Source organism: Diaphorobacter sp. J5-51, from assembly GCF_001023515.1.
Classification (GTDB): domain Bacteria; phylum Pseudomonadota; class Gammaproteobacteria; order Burkholderiales; family Burkholderiaceae_C; genus Diaphorobacter; species Diaphorobacter nitroreducens.
Window position 1 is genome coordinate 87,350 of the sequence record NZ_JSYI01000073.1, and the last position, 19,970, is coordinate 107,319.

The window sequence follows — 19,970 nt, forward strand, 5'->3', positions numbered from 1 at the left end:
TGCCCTTGCCGCCCTGCCGGCACAGGCCCGAGACACCTGCCGCAATGACCCACCCCACCTCCCCGCTTCCCCCCATCGTGATTGCCACGCGCGAGAGCCAGCTGGCCCTGTGGCAGGCCGAACATGTGCAGGCCCTGTTGCGCGCGCGCGGCCACACCGTGTCGCTGCTGGGCATGACCACGCGCGGCGACCAGATTCTGGACCGCACCCTGTCCAAGGTGGGCGGCAAGGGCCTGTTTGTCAAAGAGCTTGAAGTAGCGCTGGAAGAAGGCCGTGCCGACATTGCCGTGCATTCGCTGAAAGACGTGCCCATGGAGCTGCCAGACGGCTTTGCCCTGGCCTGCGTGATGGAGCGCGAAGACCCGCGCGACGCCTTCGTGTCGCCCGGCTACGCATCGCTGGACGACCTGCCCCAGGGCGCGGTGGTGGGCACCTCCAGCCTGCGCCGCCAGGTGCTGCTGCAGGCGCTGCGCCCCGACCTGCAGATCGAGCCGCTGCGCGGCAACGTGCAAACGCGCCTGCGCAAGCTGGACGAAGGCCAGTACGCCGCCATCGTGCTGGCAGCTGCGGGACTCAAGCGCCTGGCCCTGCACGAGCGCATCCGCAGCACTTTCGAGCCCGAACAGATGCTGCCCGCGGCCGGTCAGGGCGCTCTGGGCATCGAGATCCGCGGCGACCGCCACGACCTGCGCGAGGCGCTGGCGCCGCTGGCCCATGAGCGCACCTGGCTCACGGTGACGGCCGAGCGTGCCGTGAGCCGCGCCATGGGGGGGAGCTGCTCCATGCCGCTGGCCGCGCATGGCCAGTGGGACGGCGACACGCTCTCGCTGCGCGCCGCCTGGGGCGACGTCGCGGCCCGGGTGCCGCTGGTACGCGCCGAGGGCGCGGCCCCCGTGCATACGCTGGAGCAGGCCGATGCGCTGGGACTGGCCGTCGCCGCACAGCTGCGCACTGCGGGCGCGGTGGGAGCGCTCTGACCTTGCCCGTGCCGCCGCCCCGGGCCATCGTCACGCGCCCCGCGCGCGAGGCCACGCAGTGGGCCGCCGATCTGCAGGCGCGCGGCATCGCCGCGCTGGCGCTGCCACTCATCGCCATCGGCCCGGTGACCAACCCGGCTCTGCGCGAGGAACTGCAACAGGCCCGCGCACGCATAGACCGCTACTGCGCGGTGATGTTCGTGAGCGGCAACGCGGCGCAGTATTTCTTCGAATCAAATATGCCTCTAGCGCTTTCTGGACAAGCGTTAGCAGCTATCAAAACGAGAGTATGGGCTCCCGGCCCCGGTACCGTGGCGGCACTCGTGCAGACCGGGGTTGCGCCCGAGCGCATTGACGCTCCCGGCGCCGACGCCGCGCAGTTTGACTCCGAAGCCCTGTGGCAGGTGGTCGCGCCGCAGATCGGCCCGGGCGACCGCGTGCTCATCGTGCGTGGATCCAACGCCCCCACGGCCGAAGGCGGCAACGGGCGCGAATGGCTGGCCCGGCAGATTGCCGCTGCGGGTGGCGCGGTGGACTTCGTCGCCGCGTACGAGCGCGGCGCACCCTGCCTCGACGCCCAGCAACTGGTGCTGGCGCAAGCGGCCGCCAGCGACGGCTCGGTCTGGCTGCTGAGCAGTTCCGAGGCCATTGCCAACCTGCGTGCTGTGTTGCCCGCGCAACACTGGGGCATGGCCCGCGCCCTGACCACCCACCCGCGTATCGCGCAGGCCGCACGTGCGGCCGGCTTTGGCAGCGTGCACGAATGCCGTCCGGCGTTCGATGAAGTGGCAGCCTCGATAGAATCGCTTTATGAGCAATGAGTCCTCATCCGGGCTGCCCGCACCGGCGCCCGCCGCTCCCCGGCCCGCCGCGGCCCACGGCGGCCGCGCGACCCTGTTCGCGCTGAGCGCCATCGCCATTGCCGCGCTGGCCAGTTCGGTGATGCTGTGGCAGCGGCTGTCGTCCATCCAGGAGCAGTTGGCACGCCAGTCGGCCGACTCCGGCGCCCAGGCCATCGAGGCGCGCACCATGGCCCAGCAAGCGCAGGAACTGGCGCGCGAGACCTCCACGCGCCTGGCCGTGGCCGAAGCCCGCGTGAGCGAAGTCGCGCTGCAGCGCAGCCAGCTGGAAGAGCTCATGCAAAGCCTCTCGCGCACGCGCGACGAGAACCTGGTGGTGGACGTGGAAGCCGCCATCCGCCTGGCGCAGCAGCAGGCCCAGCTCACGGGCAGCCTGCAGCCCCTGGTGGCCGCGCTCAAGAGCGCGAGCCAGCGCGTGGAGCGCGCATCGCAGCCGCGCCTGGCGCCCGTGCTGCGCGCCATGGGCCATGACCTGGAGCGCCTGGAGCGCGCCAACGTCATCGACACTGCGGGTCTGCTCGGCCGCCTGGACGACCTGGTGCGCCAGGTGGACGAGCTGCCCCTGCTGGGCAGCGTGGCCCAGTCAGCCAGCATGCGCCGCCCGGCGGGCGAGGCGACGGCGCCCGCCCCCGCTGCGAGCACCGCCAGCCAGCCCNCAAGCCACGCTGCACCGCACCTGGGAAGGCGTGCGCGACGAGGTGCGCGGCCTGGTGCGTGTGAGCCGCATCGACCATCCCGACGCCATCCTGCTCGCCCCCGACCAGGCCTTCTTCCTGCGCGAGAACCTCAAGCTCAAGCTGCTCAATGCACGGCTGGGCCTGCTGGCGCGTCGCATGGATTCGGCGCGCGCCGACCTGGCCGGCGCCTACAGCGCGCTGGGCAAGTACTTCGATCCCGCCTCGCGCCGCACGCAGAACGCCATCGCGGCCCTGCAGCAGCTGCAGGCGCACATGAAGACCGTCGAAATGCCCGCGCTGGAGGACACCTTCGCCGCGCTGGCCACGGCCGCGGCCGGCCGTTGACCCGCCCCTAGGACACTCTGCCCATGCGCGCAGCACTCTGGTTCCTGGCCCTGTTCGGTGTGGCCGTTGCCGTCGCCCTGTTTGCGGGCAACAACCAGGGCACGGTCACGTTGTTCTGGCCGCCCTACCGCATCGACCTGTCCCTCAACATGGTGCTGATGCTGCTGTTCGGCGGCTTCACGCTGCTGTACGCGGCGCTGCGTGCCCTGGCGGCGCTGCTGGAGCTACCCATGCAGGCGCGCCGCTGGCGCCTGCTGCAAAAGGAGCGTGCCATGCACGGTGCGCTGCTGGATGCGCTGTCGCAGATGCTGGGAGGGCGCTTCCTGCGCGCCCGCAAATCCGCGGAATCCGCGATCGCGCAGGAGCGCGCCCTCGAAGACGCCAAGGAAGCCCTGCCCCATGGCCGTCGGCTGCGCACGCTGGCCCACATGGTGGCCGCGGAAAGCTCGCATGCGCTGCAGGACCGTGCCACGCGGGAAGCACACTTGCAGCAGGCGCTGGACAACATTCCCGATCGTGCGGTCGCCATCGAGCAGGAATTGCGCGAGGGCGCGCAGCTGCGCGCTGCACGCTGGTCGCTGGACGAGCGCGACGCCACCACCGCGCTGGAGCGCCTTTCCGTCCTGCCGGCCGGCACGGCGCGCCGCACGCTGGCACTGCGCGCCAAACTCAAGGCATCGCGCCTGTCGCACCAGACCGAGCAGGCGCTGGAAACCGCCCGTCTGCTGGGCAAGCACCACGCTTTTTCGCCGGCCGCCGCCGAGAGCATCGTGCGCGGCCTGGCAATGGAACTGATCAACGGCGCCTACGACCCGGCCCAACTGCAGCGCATCTGGCTGGGGCTGGAGCCCCATGAGCGCGCCATGCCCGAGATTGCCGTGCATGCGGCGCAGCGCCTGGGCCAGTTGGGCGGCGATGCGATGCAGGTGCGCGCATGGCTTCTGCCGGTGTGGGAACGCATGACGGACCCCGCTCAGCCCCCGCTGCCCGATGCCCAGGTGCTCAAGCTGGTGCGCGCGCTTGAGGGCAGCCTGCAGGCGCTGGATGCCAACTGGCTGGCGCGCATCGAGTCCGCCCAGCAGGCGGCTCCGCGCAACGCGCGTCTGCAATACCTGTCGGCCAAGGCCTGCCTGCAGCGCAACCTGTGGGGCAAGGCCCAGCAGCTCTTCACCCAGGCCGCTCAGCAGCTTCCCGATGCGTCGCTGCGCGCCAGCGCTTGGCGCCACCTGGCCGAGCTGGCCGAGCAGCGCGGCGACGCAGAGGCCGCCGCGGATGCCTGGAAGAAAGCCGCCCAGGCGAACGCCTGAGCACCACTCCCCCTTTCCCGTTTGAAGCCACCGGCCGCCTTTGCCGCGGCGGCTGCGCCATGCCTGCTGGACAGCGGTTTTTCAGATTCACTTAACGCAAATTAATTACGAATAGTAGAATTTCAGGCAGTTCTTCATACCAGCATGCGCCCTGGCGCCCTATCCCGGAGACAACGCCATGACTGCTCCCCACGACACCCTCCCGCCCCCCGCCGCCATCCAGCAGCTGCACCACTACGCCTACAAGGCGCGCGACGCGGAGGAGACGCGCCATTTCTACGAGGACATCCTGGGCCTGCCGCTGTACCACATCATCCAGAGCGACTACGTGCCCAGCACGGGCGAGTACTGCCCCTACACCCACTTCTTCTTCCGGCTGCAGGACGGCTCGTTCATCGCGTTCTTCGACCTGGGCGACGACGTGAAGCCCGAGCCCTCGCCCAACACACCCCCGTGGGTCAACCACATCGCCTTCCGCGTGAACACCGTGCAAGAGCTGGAGGACACCAAAACCCGTCTGGAGGCACACGGTGTGCAGGTGCTCGGAGTGACCGACCACCACATCTTCAAGAGCATCTACTTCTTCGACCCCAACGGCATCCGGCTGGAGCTGTCGGCCCAACTGGCCGACACCGCGCAGATGCAGCGCGAAAGCACCACCGCCCACGCCCGGCTGGCCGAGTGGACGGCGCGCAAGGAGCAATGGCGCAAGGAACGCGCCGGCGGCCATGCCAGCGCGCCGCTCAAACCCCAGACCAACGACCGCCCCGAATTCGTGCCCACCACAGGGTCTGAGTAAAAAGCGCCTCCAGCGCTTATCCAGCAAGCGCAAGCAGCTATCAGTATGGAAGCATGGCGGTAACCGAATAAAATGCCCCCATCCTCCGAACCACTGCCCAGGCGGCATCCCACGGGATGCCGTTTTTCATTGCCATGAGCGACACGATCGAACAACCCGGCCTGAACAGCCTCTCCAAGTCCTTTGAGCCCGCCGCCCTGGAGGCCCACTGGGGCCCCGAATGGGAAAAGCGCGGCTACGGCGTGGCAGGCTACCGCGGCACGGGCGCGGCGCAGGCCGGGCAGCCGGCGTTCGCCATCCAGCTGCCTCCGCCCAACGTGACGGGCACGCTGCACATGGGCCATGCGTTCAACCAGACCATCATGGACAGCCTGACGCGCTACCACCGCATGCTGGGCTACAACACGGCCTGGGTGCCCGGCACCGACCACGCCGGCATCGCCACGCAGATCGTGGTGGAGCGCCAGCTGCAGGAGCAAGGCGTGAGCCGCCATGACCTGGGCCGCCCCGACTTCGTGAAGAAGGTGTGGGAGTGGAAGGAAAAGAGCGGCAACACCATCACCACCCAGATGCGCCGCCTGGGCGACAGCGTGGACTGGAGCCGCGAGTACTTCACCATGGACGACAAGCTCTCCAAGGTGGTGACCGACACCTTCGTGAAGCTCTACCAGCAGGGCCTGATCTACCGCGGCAAGCGCTTGGTGAACTGGGACCCCAAACTGCAGTCCGCCGTGTCGGACCTGGAAGTGGAGAACGAGGAAAAAGACGGCTCGCTGTGGCACATCGCCTACCCCTTGGCCGACGGCAGCGGCCAGCTGGTGGTGGCCACCACCCGCCCCGAGACCATGCTGGGCGACGTGGCGGTGATGGTGCACCCCGAGGATGAGCGCTACGCGCACCTGATCGGCAAGATGGTCAAGCTGCCGCTGTGCGACCGCGAGATCCCGGTGATTGCCGACGCCTACGTGGACAAGGAGTTCGGCACCGGCGTGGTCAAGGTCACGCCCGCGCACGACAACAACGACTACCAGGTGGGCCAGCGCCACAAGCTGCCCATGATTTGCGTGCTCACCCTGCAGGCCACGGTGAACGAGAACGCGCCGCCCAAGTACCAGGGCATGGACCGCTTCGTGGCGCGCAAGGCCATCGTGGCCGACCTGGAGGCCCAGGGCCTGCTGGTCGAGACCAAGAAGCACAAGCTGATGGTGCCCATTTGCACCCGCACCGGCCAGGTGATCGAGCCCATGCTGACCGACCAGTGGTTCGTGGCCATGAACAAGGTGGCCCAAGAAGGCACGGGCGACGCCACCGGCAAGAGCATCGCGCAAAAGGCCATCGACGCCGTGGCCAGCGGCCAGGTGCAGTTCGTGCCCGAGAACTGGGTCAACACCTACAACCAGTGGATGAACAACATCCAGGACTGGTGCATCAGCCGCCAGCTGTGGTGGGGCCACCAGATCCCCGCCTGGTACGACGAGGACGGCAATGTGTACGTGGCCCGCAACGAACAAGAGGCCCAGGCCCAGGCCCCCGGCAAGACGCTGACCCGCGATGCGGACGTGCTCGACACCTGGTACTCCAGCGCCCTGGTGCCCTTCAGCACCATGGGCTGGCCAAACCAGACCGACGCTGCCACCGACGACTACAACCTGTACCTGCCCAGCAGCGTGCTGGTCACGGGCTACGACATCATCTTCTTCTGGGTCGCCCGGATGATCATGATGACCACGCACTTCACCGGGCGCGTGCCGTTCAAGCATGTCTACATCCACGGCCTGGTGCTGGACGCACAGGGCAAGAAGATGAGCAAGTCCGAGGGCAACGTGCTCGACCCGGTGGACCTGATCGACGGCATTGCGCTGGAGCCGCTGCTGGACAAACGCACCCAGGGCCTGCGCCGCCCCGAGACCGCGCCCAAGGTGCGCCAGAACACGCAAAAGGAATTCCCCGAGGGCATTCCCGCCTATGGCGCCGACGCGCTGCGCTTCACCTTCGCCGCGCTGGCGTCGCTGGGCCGCAGCATCAACTTCGACAGCAAGCGCTGCGAGGGCTACCGCAACTTCTGCAACAAGCTGTGGAACGCCAGCCGCTTCGTGCTGATGAACTGCGAGGGCTACGACTGCGGCATGGACACCGCGCAGGGCTGCACTGAAAGCTACCTGCGCTTCAGCCAGGCCGACCGCTGGATCGTCTCGCAGCTGCAACAGGTCGAGGCCGAAGTGGCCAAGGGCTTCGCCGAGTTCCGCTTGGACAACGTGGCCAACACCCTCTACGACTTCGTCTGGAACGAGTTCTGCGACTGGTACCTGGAAATCGCCAAAGTGCAGATCCAGACTGGCAACGAGGCGCAGCAGCGCGCCACGCGCCGCACGCTGATCCGCGTGCTGGAGGCCATCCTGCGCCTGGCGCACCCCGTCATCCCCTTTGTCACCGAAGCGCTGTGGCAGGTAGTGGCCCCGCTGGCGGGCCTGAAGGGCGACTCCATTGCCATCGCCGCCTATCCGCAGTCCCAGCCCGAGAAAATCGACGAGGGCTCCATCGCCTACGTGGCGCGCATCAAGCAGGTGGTGGACGCCTGCCGCACGCTGCGCGGCGAGATGGGCGTGTCGCCCGCACAGCGCCTGCCGCTGCTGGTGGCGGGCGACGCGGACTTCATGCGCGACATCGCCCCGGTGCTGCAGAACCTGGCCAAGCTCAGCGAGGTGAAGGTGTTCGACGACGAGGCCGCCTGGGCCCAGGCCGCGCAAAGCGCGCCCGTGGCCGTGGTGGGCGACGCCCGCCTGGCGCTGTTCGTGGAGATCGACATCGCTGCTGAAAAGGCCCGCCTGTCCAAGGAGGCCGCGCGCCTGTCCGGCGAAATCGCCAAGGCCAACGGCAAACTGGGCAACGAGGCTTTCGTGGCCAAGGCCCCGCCGGCCGTGATCGAGCAGGAAAAGAAGCGCGTGGCAGACTTCGGCGCCACGCTGGCGCGCATCCAGGAGCAGCTCGCGCGCCTGGGCTAAGATCAGCCCGATCACCGGACAAGGGCGCTGCAGGCGCCCTTGTTTTTACCCGGCACCCTTTTTCGTGAGGCACCCGACTTGAACGCACCCACCCGTGTCCGCAAGGCCGTCTTTCCCGTCGCGGGGCTCGGCACCCGCTTCCTGCCCGCCACCAAGGCATCGCCCAAGGAGATGCTGCCGGTGGTGGACAAGCCCCTGATCCAGTACGCCGTCGAGGAGGCCTACGAGGCCGGCATCCGCGACATGGTGTTCGTCACCGGCCGCAGCAAGCGCGCGATCGAGGACCATTTCGATACCGCGTACGAGCTGGAGAACGAGCTGGAGAACGCCGGCAAGCGCGAGATGCTCGCGCTGGTGCGCAGCATCGCGCCCGACGACATGAACTGCCTGTTTGTGCGCCAGCCACGCTCGCTGGGCCTGGGCCATGCCGTGCTGTGCGCCGAGCCCCTGGTGGGCAACGAGCCCTTTGCCGTCATCCTGGCCGACGACCTGATGACCGGCGAGCCCGGCGGCCCCGGCGTGATGGCGCAGATGACGGCCGCTTTCGCCAAGCAGGGGCGCTCGCTGCTGGCCGTGCAGGAAGTCCCGCTGGAGCACACCAAGCGCTACGGCATCGTCAAGGGCGAGAGCGCCGGCGGCGCGCTGATCCGCGTCGACGAGATCGTGGAGAAGCCCGCACCCGAAAAGGCACCGTCGCGCATGGGCGTGGCCGGCCGCTATGTGCTCACGCCGCGCATCTTCGAAGAGATCCGCAACCAGCCGCAGGGCGTGGGCGGCGAGATCCAGCTCACCGATGCGATCGCGCGCCTGATGCAGCACGAGACGGTGTATGCCTTCCAGTACGCCGGCAAACGGTACGACTGCGGCAGCAAGGAAGGCTTCCTGGAAGCCACGGTGGAACTCGCTCTGCAGCATCCGCAGGTCGGCGAGCATTTCCGGGAATATCTGAAAAAGCTGGCGCTGTAGTTCGCCCCGGGCCAGGGCACTGCGTACGACACCTGTTGACGCAGCCCTGTGGATACTGATTCTTCTTTATAGCCAAATTGGCCTCCAGCCCTTATCCGTCAAGGGCCAGAAGCTATCAAAGAAGGAGCACCCATGCCCAAAACACCCCGCGACCCGCTGTACTACCACGCCCGCCGGGCCGTGCTGCACGCCAACGATACCGGCATCTCCCACCTGCAGCGCCGCCTGCGCATTGGCTACCAGCACGCCATCGACCTGCGCCACGCCCTGCGGGGTGACGTGCTGGAGCACCAGGCTGACACCGACACCTGGCACATCCGCGCTGAGGCCGACCGGCACACCGACTTCCTGCTCGAAGAAAAACTGGCCCAAGCCGCACGCCTGATCGGCAGCGCCAAGGCCCTGGTCATTGCCGCAGGCGCGGGCATGGGCATTGACTCGGGCCTGCCGGATTTTCGGGGCGACGAAGGCTTTTTGCGCGCCTACCCCGCGCTGGGTCGGCAAGGGCTCTGCTTTCAAACCATCGCCTCGCCCCCGGCGTTTGAACAGGTCCCCTTGACCGCTTGGGGCTTCTACGGCCACCGGCTCAATCTGTACCGCGCCACCGCGCCACACGCCGGGTTTGGGGTGCTCCACGCCTGGGGCCAGCGCATGGCGCAGGGCTGCTTCGTCTTCACCAGCAACGTCGATGGGCACTTTCAAAAAGCGGGTTTTCCCACGGCCCGCGTTCATGAATGCCACGGCTCCATCCACCGCCTGCAATGCACGGCTCATTGCAGCGGCGAGATCTGGCCCACGGCCCACCTGCACCCGCAGGTGGACGAAGCCGCTTGCCAGTGGCAGGGCGAACTGCCCCACTGCCCACGCTGCGGCGCGCTGGCGCGGCCCAATGTGCTGATGTTTGACGACCGGCACTGGAACGACACCCGCAGCCAGCAGCAGCGCATGCTGCTCGACATGTGGCTGGACAGCACCACCGCCCCGCTGGTGATCGAAATCGGCGCTGGCCGCGCCGTGCCCACCGTGCGCAACTTCACCCGGCGCATGCAGCAGCGCGGCAGCGCGCTGGTGCGCATCAACCTGCGCGAGGCCAGTATTCACAACCCGGATGCGATTGAGATTGCGCTGGGGGCGCGAGAGGCGCTGGAGCGGATTCAGCAGCACCTTGCGGCTGATATATGAATCGGCCGCGTCGGCACATCAAAATTGATAGCTGCCAGCGCTTTACAGCAAAGCGCTGGAGCCTCAAATCACCTAAAACTCTCGCGCTGCCCGCCACAACACCTGCCAGCGACACAATCCGTCGCATCCCCGTGGATGATGAACCCCGTCACACGAGGAGAACGCCCATGGCCTACCGCCACCCCCGCCCGCCCCAGCAGCTGGCCCCGCAGATTGCGCTGTGGATGCTGCGCCTGCTCACGTCACCCACGGGCCTGCGCAACTTTGTCAACAAGCATGGCTTTGTCCGCGACGACATCGCCTATGCGCTGGGCCTGAACCACTGGATCGACCCCGAGGACCGCAGCTTCGACCCGCAGGCAGTGCGGGCCGAGATGTACAAGTTGCTGGAGCAGGCACAGCGCACCTGCGCCAAGGCGCAGCTGCCCGGGCTGCTGCAGGCCAACGTGCAGCGCCTGGCCGCGCTGGTGGGGTTGGATGCGGTGGACCAGCGCATCCTGGCGTTTGCCGTGTGCCTGCACAACGACCCGCTGCTGGACGACGCTGCCGACACGCTGGATTCGCTCTCCACCACGCAGGTGGTGCAAACGCTGGCCATGCTGCTGGAGCTGCCCGACGCGCAGGTGCGGCAGGCCCTGGGCAGCCAGGGTTTGCTGGCGCGCTCGGGCCTGCTGGCGGTGGACCGCAGCGGCTCCAGCCGCCTCAAGGGCAAGATCGAACTGCTCTCGCACACCTTTGCCGACCTGATGGTGGCCAGCGACGCCGACCCCATCCACCTGCTGCGCGGCAAGATCCAGCCCGCCGCGCCCGGACAATTGCGCCTGGCCGATTACGGCCACATCCAGCCCACGCTGGACATCGTGCGCCCCTGGCTGCGCCACGCGCAGGGCACGCAGCGGCGCGGTGTCAACCTGTACCTGCACGGCGCGCCCGGCACCGGCAAGACCGAGCTGGCCCGCGCCCTGGCGCAGGACATGGGCTGCGAGCTGTTCGAGGTGGCCAGCGAAGACGAGGACGGCGACCCCATCAGCCCCGTCAGCCGCCTGCGCGCCTTCCGCGCCGCGCAGAGCTTTCTGGCCCAGCGCAAGGCGCTGCTGCTGTTTGACGAAGTGGAAGACGTGTTCTGCGACAGCCCACTGGAGCGCAGCACCGCCCAGTCGCACAAGGCCTGGCTCAACCGCATGCTGGAAGACAACCCCGTGCCCACGCTGTGGCTGTCCAACACCGTCGCCGGCATGGACGCCGCCTTCATCCGCCGCTTCGACATGGTGTTCGAGTTGCCCGTGCCGCCACGCAGCCAGCGCGCGCGCATCGTGCAGCAGCATTGCGGCGCGCTGCTGGACGCACCGCGCCTGGCGCGCGTGGCCGAGGCCGAGCACCTGGCCCCCGCCGTGGTCGCCCGCGCCAGCATCGTGGCCCATGCCATCGAGGCCGAGGTGGGCCGCGCAGCCAGCGCCAACGCCTTCGAGCACCTGGTCAGCCACACGCTGCAAGCCCAGGGCCACCGCGCGCTGCCACGCCACGACCCCCACCCCCTGCCCGGGGTGTATGACACCGCCTTCTTGAATGCCGACGCCGACCTGGCCCAGGTCGCGCAGGGCCTGGTGGCTGCAAGCGCCACCGGTGGCGCCCGCCTGTGCCTTTACGGCCCGCCCGGTACGGGCAAAACGGCTTTCGGCCGCTGGCTGGCCAAGCAGCTCGACCGCCCGCTGATGGTGCGCCGCGCGTCCGACCTGCTATCGATGTTCGTCGGCGAAGCCGAAAAAAACATCGCCCGCGCCTTCCGCGAGGCCGAGGAAGACGGCGCGCTGCTGCTCATCGACGAGGTGGACAGCTTCCTGCAAGACCGCCGGGGCGCGCAGCGCAGCTGGGAAGTCACCCAGGTGAATGAAATGCTCACGCAGATGGAGGGCTTCGCGGGCGTCTTCATTGCCAGCACCAACCTCATGGGCGGGCTGGACCCGGCGGCACTGCGCCGCTTCGACCTGAAGGTGCGGCTGGACTACCTGCGCCAGGATCAGGCCTGGGCGCTCTTGCTGCGCCACTGCGCCCAGCTCGGCCTGCCCGCACCGGGCGCAACAGAGCAGGCACGCCTGACGCGCCTGCGCCAGCTCACCCCTGGCGACTTTGCCGCAGTGCTGCGCCAGCAGCGCTTTCGTCCCCTGACCAGGGCGCAGGCGCTGGTGGATGCACTGGAGGCCGAGTGCGCACTCAAACCCGGCGACTCTCGCGCCATCGGCTTTGTTTGACACAATTTGGCACTCCTACCGCCCCACAAAAGAACCGCCCTCATGGCCCAACGCCCCGACTCCCTGGACACCGCCCTGCTGATGCTGGAACTGCTGCGGCGCATCCCGCGCGGGCGCAAGATCACCACCAGCGAACTGCACCAGCAGCTCAAGGGCGCGGGCTTCGAGCGCGACCTGCGCACCATCCAGCGCCAGCTGGAAATCCTGAGCGAGCACTTCGACATCGAGCGCGACGAGCGCAGCAAACCCTACGGCTACCGCTGGCTGGAACGCGCCCAGGGCCTGGCCGTGCCCCACCTCACGCCCCAGGAATCGCTGCTCCTGCAACTGGCCGAGGAACACCTGAAAAACCTGCTGCCGGCCCGCCTGATGCAGTCGATGGAAGGGTTCTTCACCCAGGCCCGGCGCAACCTGGGCGACAGCCCCAACGCCCGCCTGGAGCGCGAATGGCCGTGCAAGGTGCGTGTGGTGGCCACCAGCCAGCCGCTGCTGGCGCCCACCATCGCCAGCGGCGTGCTGGAAGCGGTGAGCGAGGCGCTGTACGCCAACCACTGGCTGGACCTCGACTACCGCAACGCCGCCGGCAAGCGCCGCCAGGCCCGGGTCATGCCGCTGGGGCTGGCCCAGCAAGGCCCGCGCCTGTACCTGGTGTGCCGCTTCGAGGGCTTTGACAACGAACGCAGCCTGGCCCTGCACCGCATCGGCAAGGCCGAGGTCTCGACACTCACCTTCGAGCGCCCGCGCGGCTTCGACCTGCAGAAATACGACGCCGATGGACGGTTTGGGTTTGGCGAGGGGCGCCGCATCCGGTTGCAGTTTTACATCGAACACGATGCCGGTTTTCACCTGCGGGAAACGCCTTTGTCCAAAGACCAGCAGATTCGGGAAGTGGATGACTGTTGGATGGAAGTCTCCGCGACGGTGGTGGACAGCGCGATGCTGGAATGGTGGCTGCGCGGGTTTGGGGATGCGGTGCGGGGCGTCAGCCGCCAGGCCGTTCCCGCCGAGCAACACTGAAAACAGCACAGAAAGAGAGAAGGAAAGCCCATGGCAATCAAGAACACAGGGGTCAGCGCCGTCAGCGTAGGTACGCTGCTGGAGCAGAAACTACGCATCCCCGCATACCAACGCCCCTACCGCTGGTCGCCCGCAACGGCCTTGCAACTGTTGGACGACCTGAGCGATGCGCAGGCTCGCAGCAACGACGTGCCCTACGTGTTGGGCGCTGTCATTCTTCATGAGCAAGATGGCTGGCTGGATGTGGTGGACGGCCAGCAACGGCTGCTGACACTGCGCATGCTCTTTGCCGTGCTGCAATCTGAAAACCTGCTACCGGACGGCCACGGCAAGGACGACCCGCCGGTGCTCCAAGTATGGCAAACGCTCCGGCACCGGCTGGCCAGCCTGGCGGGCCCCAAGAAAGCCCGCCTGCACGACTTCATCAGCAACCGGTGCCAGTTGGTGCGCGTGGTGACCGATGACGTGGACGAGGCCTTCCGCGTGTTCGACTCGCAAAACTACCGTGGCAAGCCGCTGGCCCCCCATGATCTGCTCAAGGCGCACCACCTGAGAGAGATGCGAAGCGAATCCACCGAGATACAAGCCGCCGTGGTCAAGACCTGGGAATCCACGCCGGATGAAGCGCTGAACCGGCTTTTTTCCATTTTTCTCTACCGCATTGCGCGTTGGTCGCGGGGTGAAAGCGCACCGGGGTTTTCCGTCCACGACATCGGCATGTTCAAGGGCATTGCACGCAAGGGCGCACTTGCGCCGTTCGAACGCTACCACTTGGCGGCACAGGCAGCGACTCCCCTGCTGATGGCCTGGGTTGCGCCCGGAGCCTCAGATGAGCGGGACGCAGCGCGCAGTCGGTTCCAATTGGATGCACCATTAGTCGCGGGGCGGCCCTTTTTCGAGATGGTGTCCTTCATGCTCGAGGAACTGGCCACGCTGGAACGGGAAGCCAAACAACACGCTGGCCCCTTCGACAATTCGCGCAGCCGCTACCGGTACGTGTACGAGCTGTTTGCCGCTGCCCTGCTCTACTACACCAACAAGTTTGGCAACAACGGCCTGCCGCAAGCCCGCAACAAGCTGTTTGCCTGGGCCTATGTCCTGCGTGTGCAGATGGCCCGTGTGCAGTTTGCCTCCATCGACAACCGGGCACGCGGCAAAGACGATGCAGCCGCATCGCCCTTTGTGCTGATGCGCAATGCCGTAACAGGACAAGCAATCCAAAGGCTGACTGTCAGGGAGCCCGTGCCGTACCACGCGGAACACGAAAAAGAACTCCTGACTTTCATCCAACCAACGAGCACACCATGAACTACAACCAGTTGCACCCCGAATTGCTCACCGTCAGCGAGCTGTTTGACCATGACACGGTTTACACCGTGCCCATTTATCAGCGCAACTATGCGTGGCGGGCCCCGCAGATTGAGCAGCTCATCAGTGACATCCAGGACGCAGTGGTGCGCCAGGAAAGCGGCTACTTCCTGGGCAACCTCGTCGTCACACCCAGGGAGAATCAACGCAAGGACTTCGAGGTTATCGACGGACAGCAGCGGCTAACCACCCTCTACCTGCTGCTGACGTTCTTGGAGAACGATGGAACCAGCCCCTTGGCCCATCACCAGGGCCGCCTGCAATACCAATCCCGCGCTCGGGCCACCGAGGCGCTGCGCCGCGTGGGGCAGGAACCCCATCTGCGTGCGGGGCAGGTGCAGGACTCCATGACCGATGAAGATGGCGCCATCCACGAAGGCTACAACATCATTCACCAGTACATCGAGCAGCACGCAGGGCTCGACCGGAACACCTTCGCGGATTTCCTGCGCACCCGCGTCACGGTGGTGCGCGCATCGCTGCCGCCCAAGACCGATCTGAACCGCTACTTCGAGATCATGAACACGCGTGGGGAGCAGCTCCAGCCTGTGGACATCGTCAAGGCACGCCTGATGAGCCACCTGCCCGACTCCGAGCGCTCTGTTTTCGCGTGGATCTGGGATGCCTGCGCCGACATGGATACGTACGTGCAAATGGCATTGACCCGCGGCAACACCGCCTTGCGCGAAACCATCTTTGGCACCGATTGGTCTTGGCTGGTGCTGACGGACTTTGCCGCCCTGTGCAACGTGCACGCTCCCACCCAGACCAGCACGGCCGTGGCCATGCCCAGCCAGCCCCTGTCGCTGGACGCTGCCCTGCAGAAATACGCCCACGGCGGCAAAGACGAATCCGGCACAGAAGAAATTAACGAGCGCTTTCGCTCCACCATCGAATTCCCGGTCTTTCTGCTGCACGTCCTCAAGGTCAAAAACGGCGGCTGCGACGAAGACGAGGGGCATTTGGACGACAAGCGCCTTATCCAGTCATTCACCACAGCAATAAAAAATTCCCCTGGCAAGGAAGCGCAATGGGTGCAGGACTTTGCCTTCACCCTCCTGCGATGCCGCAACCTTTTTGACAGCTTCATTCTGAAGCGCCAGTTCGCGGTCAGCGCCGAGGATGACGAAGGAGACTGGTCACTGCAGCGCCTGAAGAAAAACGTGTCCAACGGTAAGTCAACCTCAGGCTATGTCCATGTCTTCCGCCCCGGTGATGCCTCTGAAGAAAGCGAACCCGATTCCGGCACACGCGACGTGCTGTTGCTGCAGTCCATGCTGCGCATCACCTATACCTCGCCGCGCACCATGCACTGGATGACCCAAACCCTGCAATGGCTGGTACAACAGCCCAAGCCGCAGGACATTAAGAGCGCCGACCTCGCCCATTTGCTCAAGAACTTTGCCCGCGCCAAGGTCGCTTCCGCATTTCTGGACGCCGAGGAACAGCCGCGGGGTTTTGGCATTGCCCGCATTGTGTTCACCTACCTGGACTACCTGCTGCTGGACGAGAAGGCGAAAAGAAACTTCAAATTTCAGTTCCGTAACTCTATCGAGCACTACTACCCGCAGAACCCGAACGAAGCGCAATCAGGTGCATCTGTATCGCCTCAAAATCTCCACCTGCTGGGCAACCTCGCGCTGGTCAGCGTCAGCGCCAATTCCCATTTCAGCAACAGCCTGCCCAAGGCCAAGGCCGAAAACTTCCAGCGCACAATGGAAACGCAAAGTCCCAAGCTCCAGCGAATGGCAGAGATCACGCGCAGCGAAGGCTGGAGCGACACGCAGGTGCAAAGCCACCACAAGGCAATGGTGGATCTGCTGAAGGCGGATATTCAAAAACCATAGCTGCCAGCTATTGCTGGATAAGCGCCAGAGAGTAATTTGGAATCTTCAGCGCCGGCGCAGTATGTGGATGAACTCCTCGCCCACCGTCTGCTGATCCACCAGCTCGTTGCCCGTCTGCTTGGCAAAGGCCTGAAAGTCGCGCAGCGAGCCCACGTCGGTGGCCAGCACCTTGAGCAGTTCGCCGCTCTCCATGTCGGCCAGGGCCTTCTTGGCCTTGAGGATGGGCAGGGGGCAGTTCAGGCCCCGGGTGTCGATTTCCTTGTGGATGTCCATTTTTCTCAGTCCTTCGGCGCGTCCAGTCCGCGGCGGCGCTCTGCATTTTCCTCGGCGGTGAAGAACACCGGCTCGTGGCCGCGCGAGCGCAGCCAGTCGGCCAGCGCATAGCCTGTGCCCGCGGGCCAGCACTTGAGCTGGTCCAGCTCATAAAAGCGGTGCTCCAGCAGCTCCGGCGACAGGCGCACCTCGCCTTCGGCCCGTACATGGTAGGCGATGATGACCTGGTTCATGCGCATGAACTCATACACGCCCACCAGCTGCACACTGCGCGCGTCCAGGTTGGTTTCTTCCTTGACTTCGCGGGCAATGCCGTCCTCGGGCGTCTCGCCGGCCTCCATGAAACCCGTGATCAGCGCGAACATCTTGGGTGGCCACAGTGCATTGCGCGCCAGCAGCACGCGGCCGTCCACCTCCACGATGGCCGCCAACACGGGCGTCGGGTTGTTCCAGTGCGTCCAGCCGCAGGCGGGGCAGCGCAGGCGTTCCTTCTCGCCGCTGTCCTCAATGACCACGATGGGCGCCAGCGCCGTGGCGCAGTGGGTGCAATAGCGGGTTTCGTACGACATGGCGATGCTCCTCCAGCATGCGCCATGGCCGTCACAGCGCTCCGTAATTGATAGCTGCTTGCGCTTGACTACCGGGCGCCTGCGGCCTTATTGATGCCCACTGTGATCTTCACGTTCACGCCGGGAAGACGCCGGTGGAGAGGTAGCGGTCGCCCCGGTCGCACACCACGAAAACGATGGTGGCGTTTTCCTCGCGCTGCGCGATCTGCTGCGCCACCCAGCAGGCGCCGGCGGCGGAGATGCCGGCAAAGATGCCCTCTTCGCGCGCCAGGCGCCGCGCCATGTCCTCGGCATCGTCCTGGCTCACCAGCACCAATTCGTCCACCAACTGGGGCTCGTAGATCTTGGGCAGGTATTCCTCGGGCCACTTGCGAATGCCCGGGATACGCGAGCCTTCCTGCGGCTGCGCACCCACGATGCGCACCGCGGGGTTCTTCTCGCGCAGGAAGCGCGCGACGCCCGTGATGGTGCCCGTGGTGCCCATGGCGCTCACGAAATGGGTAATGCGCCCCTCGGTCTGCTCCCACAGTTCGGGGCCGGTGGTCTCGTAGTGGATGCGGGGGTTGTCCGGGTTGGCAAACTGGTCCAGCACCACGCCCTTGCCCTGCGCCACCATCTGGTCGGCCAGATCCCGCGCGTATTCCATCCCCCCGCTCTTGGGCGTGAGAACCAGCTCCGCGCCGAAGGCCTTCATGGTCTGCGCGCGCTCCACGGACAGATCCTCCGGCATGATCAGCACCATGCGGTAGCCCTTGATGGCCGCAGCCATCGCCAGGGCAATGCCGGTGTTGCCCGACGTCGCCTCGATCAGCGTATCGCCGGGTTTGATCTCGCCGCGCTCTTCGGCCCGGCGGATCATCGACAGTGCCGGCCTATCCTTCACCGAACCCGCCGGGTTATTGCCTTCTAGCTTGCCCAGAATGACATTGCCGCGTGCCGCGTTGTCCTGTGCACCGATGCGCTGCAGTGCGACCAGCGGCGTGTGTCCGATCGCGTCTTCAATGGTGGGGTAGGTCTTCATACCGCGTTACTGTGCCATAATTTGCGACTTCGCTTTCGCGCCTGCCCGGGTGGTGAAATTGGTAGACGCAGGGGACTCAAAATCCCCCGCCGCAAGGCGTGCCGGTTCGATTCCGGCCCCGGGCACCACATACAAGGCCGCACAGTTCCCAGAACGTGCGGCCTTTTCTTTTTTCCCTATGAAACCCTCGATAGCGTCGTGCGCAAAGGTGCGGGGGACTGTGCAGCAATCCGGGGCCCTAAGACGCCTGCTGGTCGGTATCGGGCACATCCACAAGAATTAAGTTTGCTTTTTTCATTTCGGCGAGTAATAATCCGCCAACGCGCTACCCACTGCTTGCTTCGATAGCGCCTGCCTGACAGCATCCTGGCTGATGCGCCTTGCGCCGCACTTCTTGCAAAGTGTCGGCCGTCACTCTCCAAAGCAGCAAGCTCATCGCAGACCTTCAACCTCTTACAGGGTCTGCCCCGCCTTTCCTGCGCCGACGCGCGGCAGGTCTTTTCCCCTCTTTTCTTTCCTGGATGGTCGCCTTCGCGATTACATCCTGTCTGTTTGCAATGCTTGAAAAACAAAACGCCGAGCGCGTGGGCAACTACGTTGTCACGCCGCTGACCAAAACCACCAATGTCGGTGTTACTGCTTCGGTTTCCATACGCCGGGGAATGTACGACCGCATCTTCCGCTTCCTCCCAAGCTTCCCCTGCGATGCACAAGCAGTCCAGTACGCCATGGCGCAAGGACGTCGCATGGTGCTACACAACCAACTGGGCTGATCCTGCTATTGACGGAGGTACCCGTGGCCAAAGAAGAGTTGATTGAAATGCAGGGCAAGGTCGATGAAGTTCTGCCTGACGCCCGTTACCGCGTCACGCTTGACAACGGGCATCAGCTCATCGCGTATACCGGAGGCAAGATGCGTAAGTTCCGCATCCGCATTCTGGCCGGTGACCTGGTGACCCTGGAGATGTCTCCGTACGACCTCAACAAGGGGCGAGTGACATTTCGGCATATCGAGAACCGCACGCGCACCACCCCTCCAGCGCGCCGGCGCCATTGATTTTGGTTCCCCCACTCATTTCCTCTGGGATGCGCTTACAAGCCGTCCCTTCATTTCCCGAAAGAAAGACACTGACATGAACAACCGACTGTACGTGGGCAACTTGGCCTATTCCGTGCGTGATGAATCGCTGCACCAGCAGTTTTCCCAATTTGGTTCCGTCACCTCCGCCAAGGTGATGATGGAGCGCGATACAGGCCGATCCAAGGGCTTCGGCTTTGTAGAAATGGGCAGCGATTCCGAGGCACAGGATGCCATTAACGGTCTGAACGGCCGTTCTGTCGATGGACGTGCCCTGACGGTCAACGTCGCACGCCCCATGGAAGCTCGCCCAAGTTTTGGCGGTGGCGCAGACCGTGGTGGCTACCGCGGTGGCCGCTACTGATAGGGCCTTGCCGCGGCAATTGCCTTAGCAGGCCGTTGAAAAATCCCCCGCCGACGCCCGCGTTGGCCG

General features: G+C 65.7%; 18 protein-coding genes, 1 tRNA gene and 1 pseudogene. 17 read left to right on the top strand and 3 right to left on the bottom strand.

The features are described from left to right. Positions 1-44: 44 nt before the first annotated feature. From hemC to OX89_RS10230, 13 genes and pseudogenes are all read left to right on the top strand, one after another. Positions 45-977, top strand: coding sequence for a hydroxymethylbilane synthase (gene hemC / locus OX89_RS10175; protein ID WP_047350530.1), 933 nt, complete (start codon positions 45-47; stop codon positions 975-977). A gap of 2 nt (positions 978-979) precedes the next feature. Next, entirely contained in the window at positions 980-1,798 is an 819-nt protein-coding gene (locus tag OX89_RS10180) for a uroporphyrinogen-III synthase (protein ID WP_047350531.1), read from the top strand. Then, a partial coding sequence (locus tag OX89_RS10185; protein ID WP_234305548.1) for a uroporphyrinogen-III C-methyltransferase occupies positions 1,788-2,492 on the top strand: 705 nt, incomplete at its 3' end. The genes OX89_RS10180 and OX89_RS10185, both read left to right, overlap by 11 nt. A gap of 1 nt (position 2,493) precedes the next feature. Then, a pseudogene (locus OX89_RS19115) lies at positions 2,494-2,859 on the top strand (uroporphyrinogen-III C-methyltransferase); the annotation flags it as partial. Positions 2,860-2,882: 23 nt separating this feature from the next. Beyond that, complete coding sequence (locus tag OX89_RS10190) at positions 2,883-4,166, top strand: heme biosynthesis HemY N-terminal domain-containing protein (protein ID WP_047350532.1); 1,284 nt, start codon at positions 2,883-2,885, stop codon at positions 4,164-4,166. Between the two features lie 178 nt (positions 4,167-4,344). Next, positions 4,345-4,965 carry a VOC family protein gene (locus OX89_RS10195; RefSeq protein ID WP_047350533.1) on the top strand — a complete coding sequence of 207 codons (621 nt, stop codon included), beginning with the start codon at positions 4,345-4,347 and terminating at the stop codon, positions 4,963-4,965. Between the two features lie 134 nt (positions 4,966-5,099). Continuing rightward, on the top strand, positions 5,100-7,967 hold the full coding sequence (locus tag OX89_RS10200) for a valine--tRNA ligase (RefSeq protein WP_047350545.1): 2,868 nt from the start codon (positions 5,100-5,102) through the stop codon (positions 7,965-7,967). A 78-nt stretch (positions 7,968-8,045) separates the two neighbouring features. Further along, on the top strand, positions 8,046-8,933 hold the full coding sequence (galU, locus tag OX89_RS10205; RefSeq protein WP_047350534.1) for a UTP--glucose-1-phosphate uridylyltransferase GalU: 888 nt from the start codon (positions 8,046-8,048) through the stop codon (positions 8,931-8,933). Between the two features lie 132 nt (positions 8,934-9,065). Next, complete coding sequence (locus OX89_RS10210; protein ID WP_084002045.1) at positions 9,066-10,115, top strand: Sir2 family NAD-dependent protein deacetylase; 1,050 nt, start codon at positions 9,066-9,068, stop codon at positions 10,113-10,115. 167 nt (positions 10,116-10,282) lie between these two features. After that, positions 10,283-12,364, top strand: coding sequence for an ATP-binding protein (locus OX89_RS10215; RefSeq protein ID WP_047350535.1), 2,082 nt, complete (start codon positions 10,283-10,285; stop codon positions 12,362-12,364). A gap of 42 nt (positions 12,365-12,406) precedes the next feature. Then, the gene (locus tag OX89_RS10220) at positions 12,407-13,381 is read left to right on the top strand and encodes a YafY family protein (protein ID WP_047350536.1); all 975 of its coding nucleotides are present in this window, start codon (positions 12,407-12,409) and stop codon (positions 13,379-13,381) included. Between the two features lie 30 nt (positions 13,382-13,411). Next, positions 13,412-14,689 carry a DUF262 domain-containing protein gene (locus OX89_RS10225; protein WP_047350537.1) on the top strand — a complete coding sequence of 426 codons (1,278 nt, stop codon included), beginning with the start codon at positions 13,412-13,414 and terminating at the stop codon, positions 14,687-14,689. Next, entirely contained in the window at positions 14,686-16,596 is a 1,911-nt protein-coding gene (locus tag OX89_RS10230; protein ID WP_047350538.1) for a DUF262 domain-containing protein, read from the top strand. Before OX89_RS10225 ends, OX89_RS10230 begins: the two co-directional genes overlap by 4 nt. Positions 16,597-16,641: 45 nt before the next feature. Here OX89_RS10230 and OX89_RS10235 read toward each other — a convergent pair whose 3' ends face one another. The 3 genes from OX89_RS10235 to cysM all read right to left on the bottom strand — a co-directional run bounded on the left by OX89_RS10235 (position 16,642) and on the right by cysM (position 18,459). Beyond that, positions 16,642-16,869 carry a sulfurtransferase TusA family protein gene (locus OX89_RS10235; protein ID WP_047350539.1) on the bottom strand — a complete coding sequence of 76 codons (228 nt, stop codon included), beginning with the start codon at positions 16,867-16,869 and terminating at the stop codon, positions 16,642-16,644. Positions 16,870-16,874: 5 nt separating this feature from the next. Continuing rightward, on the bottom strand, positions 16,875-17,438 hold the full coding sequence (locus OX89_RS10240; protein ID WP_015913780.1) for an NUDIX domain-containing protein: 564 nt from the start codon (positions 17,436-17,438) through the stop codon (positions 16,875-16,877). A gap of 115 nt (positions 17,439-17,553) precedes the next feature. Further along, positions 17,554-18,459, bottom strand: coding sequence for a cysteine synthase CysM (gene cysM, locus OX89_RS10245; RefSeq protein WP_047350540.1), 906 nt, complete (start codon positions 18,457-18,459; stop codon positions 17,554-17,556). Positions 18,460-18,502: 43 nt separating this feature from the next. On the opposite strand from cysM, the gene OX89_RS10250 reads away from it, so the two are divergent. The 4 genes from OX89_RS10250 to OX89_RS10265 all read left to right on the top strand — a co-directional run bounded on the left by OX89_RS10250 (position 18,503) and on the right by OX89_RS10265 (position 19,901). Beyond that, a tRNA-Leu gene (locus tag OX89_RS10250) sits at positions 18,503-18,587 on the top strand. Between the two features lie 429 nt (positions 18,588-19,016). Beyond that, on the top strand, positions 19,017-19,232 hold the full coding sequence (locus OX89_RS10255) for a hypothetical protein (RefSeq protein ID WP_047350547.1): 216 nt from the start codon (positions 19,017-19,019) through the stop codon (positions 19,230-19,232). Positions 19,233-19,255: 23 nt separating this feature from the next. Further along, positions 19,256-19,516 carry a translation initiation factor IF-1 gene (gene infA / locus OX89_RS10260; protein ID WP_011806104.1) on the top strand — a complete coding sequence of 87 codons (261 nt, stop codon included), beginning with the start codon at positions 19,256-19,258 and terminating at the stop codon, positions 19,514-19,516. A 76-nt stretch (positions 19,517-19,592) separates the two neighbouring features. Continuing rightward, positions 19,593-19,901: an RNA-binding protein gene (locus OX89_RS10265; protein WP_011806105.1), complete on the top strand. Its 309-nt coding sequence runs from the start codon at positions 19,593-19,595 to the stop codon at positions 19,899-19,901. Positions 19,902-19,970: the final 69 nt, after the last annotated feature.

What these genes read in the sequence shown, in the direction of transcription:
- hemC (WP_047350530.1), top strand. Translation starts at nt 45, where the DNA reads ATGACCCACCCCACCTCCCCGCTTCCCCCCATCGTGATTGCCACGCGC.
- OX89_RS10190 (WP_047350532.1), top strand. Translation starts at nt 2,883, where the DNA reads ATGCGCGCAGCACTCTGGTTCCTGGCCCTGTTCGGTGTGGCCGTTGCC.
- OX89_RS10195 (WP_047350533.1), top strand. Translation starts at nt 4,345, where the DNA reads ATGACTGCTCCCCACGACACCCTCCCGCCCCCCGCCGCCATCCAGCAG.
- OX89_RS10200 (WP_047350545.1), top strand. Translation starts at nt 5,100, where the DNA reads ATGAGCGACACGATCGAACAACCCGGCCTGAACAGCCTCTCCAAGTCC.
- OX89_RS10210 (WP_084002045.1), top strand. Translation starts at nt 9,066, where the DNA reads ATGCCCAAAACACCCCGCGACCCGCTGTACTACCACGCCCGCCGGGCC.
- OX89_RS10215 (WP_047350535.1), top strand. Translation starts at nt 10,283, where the DNA reads ATGGCCTACCGCCACCCCCGCCCGCCCCAGCAGCTGGCCCCGCAGATT.
- OX89_RS10220 (WP_047350536.1), top strand. Translation starts at nt 12,407, where the DNA reads ATGGCCCAACGCCCCGACTCCCTGGACACCGCCCTGCTGATGCTGGAA.
- OX89_RS10225 (WP_047350537.1), top strand. Translation starts at nt 13,412, where the DNA reads ATGGCAATCAAGAACACAGGGGTCAGCGCCGTCAGCGTAGGTACGCTG.
- OX89_RS10230 (WP_047350538.1), top strand. Translation starts at nt 14,686, where the DNA reads ATGAACTACAACCAGTTGCACCCCGAATTGCTCACCGTCAGCGAGCTG.
- OX89_RS10235 (WP_047350539.1), bottom strand. Translation starts at nt 16,869, where the DNA reads ATGGACATCCACAAGGAAATCGACACCCGGGGCCTGAACTGCCCCCTG.
- OX89_RS10240 (WP_015913780.1), bottom strand. Translation starts at nt 17,438, where the DNA reads ATGTCGTACGAAACCCGCTATTGCACCCACTGCGCCACGGCGCTGGCG.
- cysM (WP_047350540.1), bottom strand. Translation starts at nt 18,459, where the DNA reads ATGAAGACCTACCCCACCATTGAAGACGCGATCGGACACACGCCGCTG.
- OX89_RS10255 (WP_047350547.1), top strand. Translation starts at nt 19,017, where the DNA reads ATGCTTGAAAAACAAAACGCCGAGCGCGTGGGCAACTACGTTGTCACG.
- OX89_RS10265 (WP_011806105.1), top strand. Translation starts at nt 19,593, where the DNA reads ATGAACAACCGACTGTACGTGGGCAACTTGGCCTATTCCGTGCGTGAT.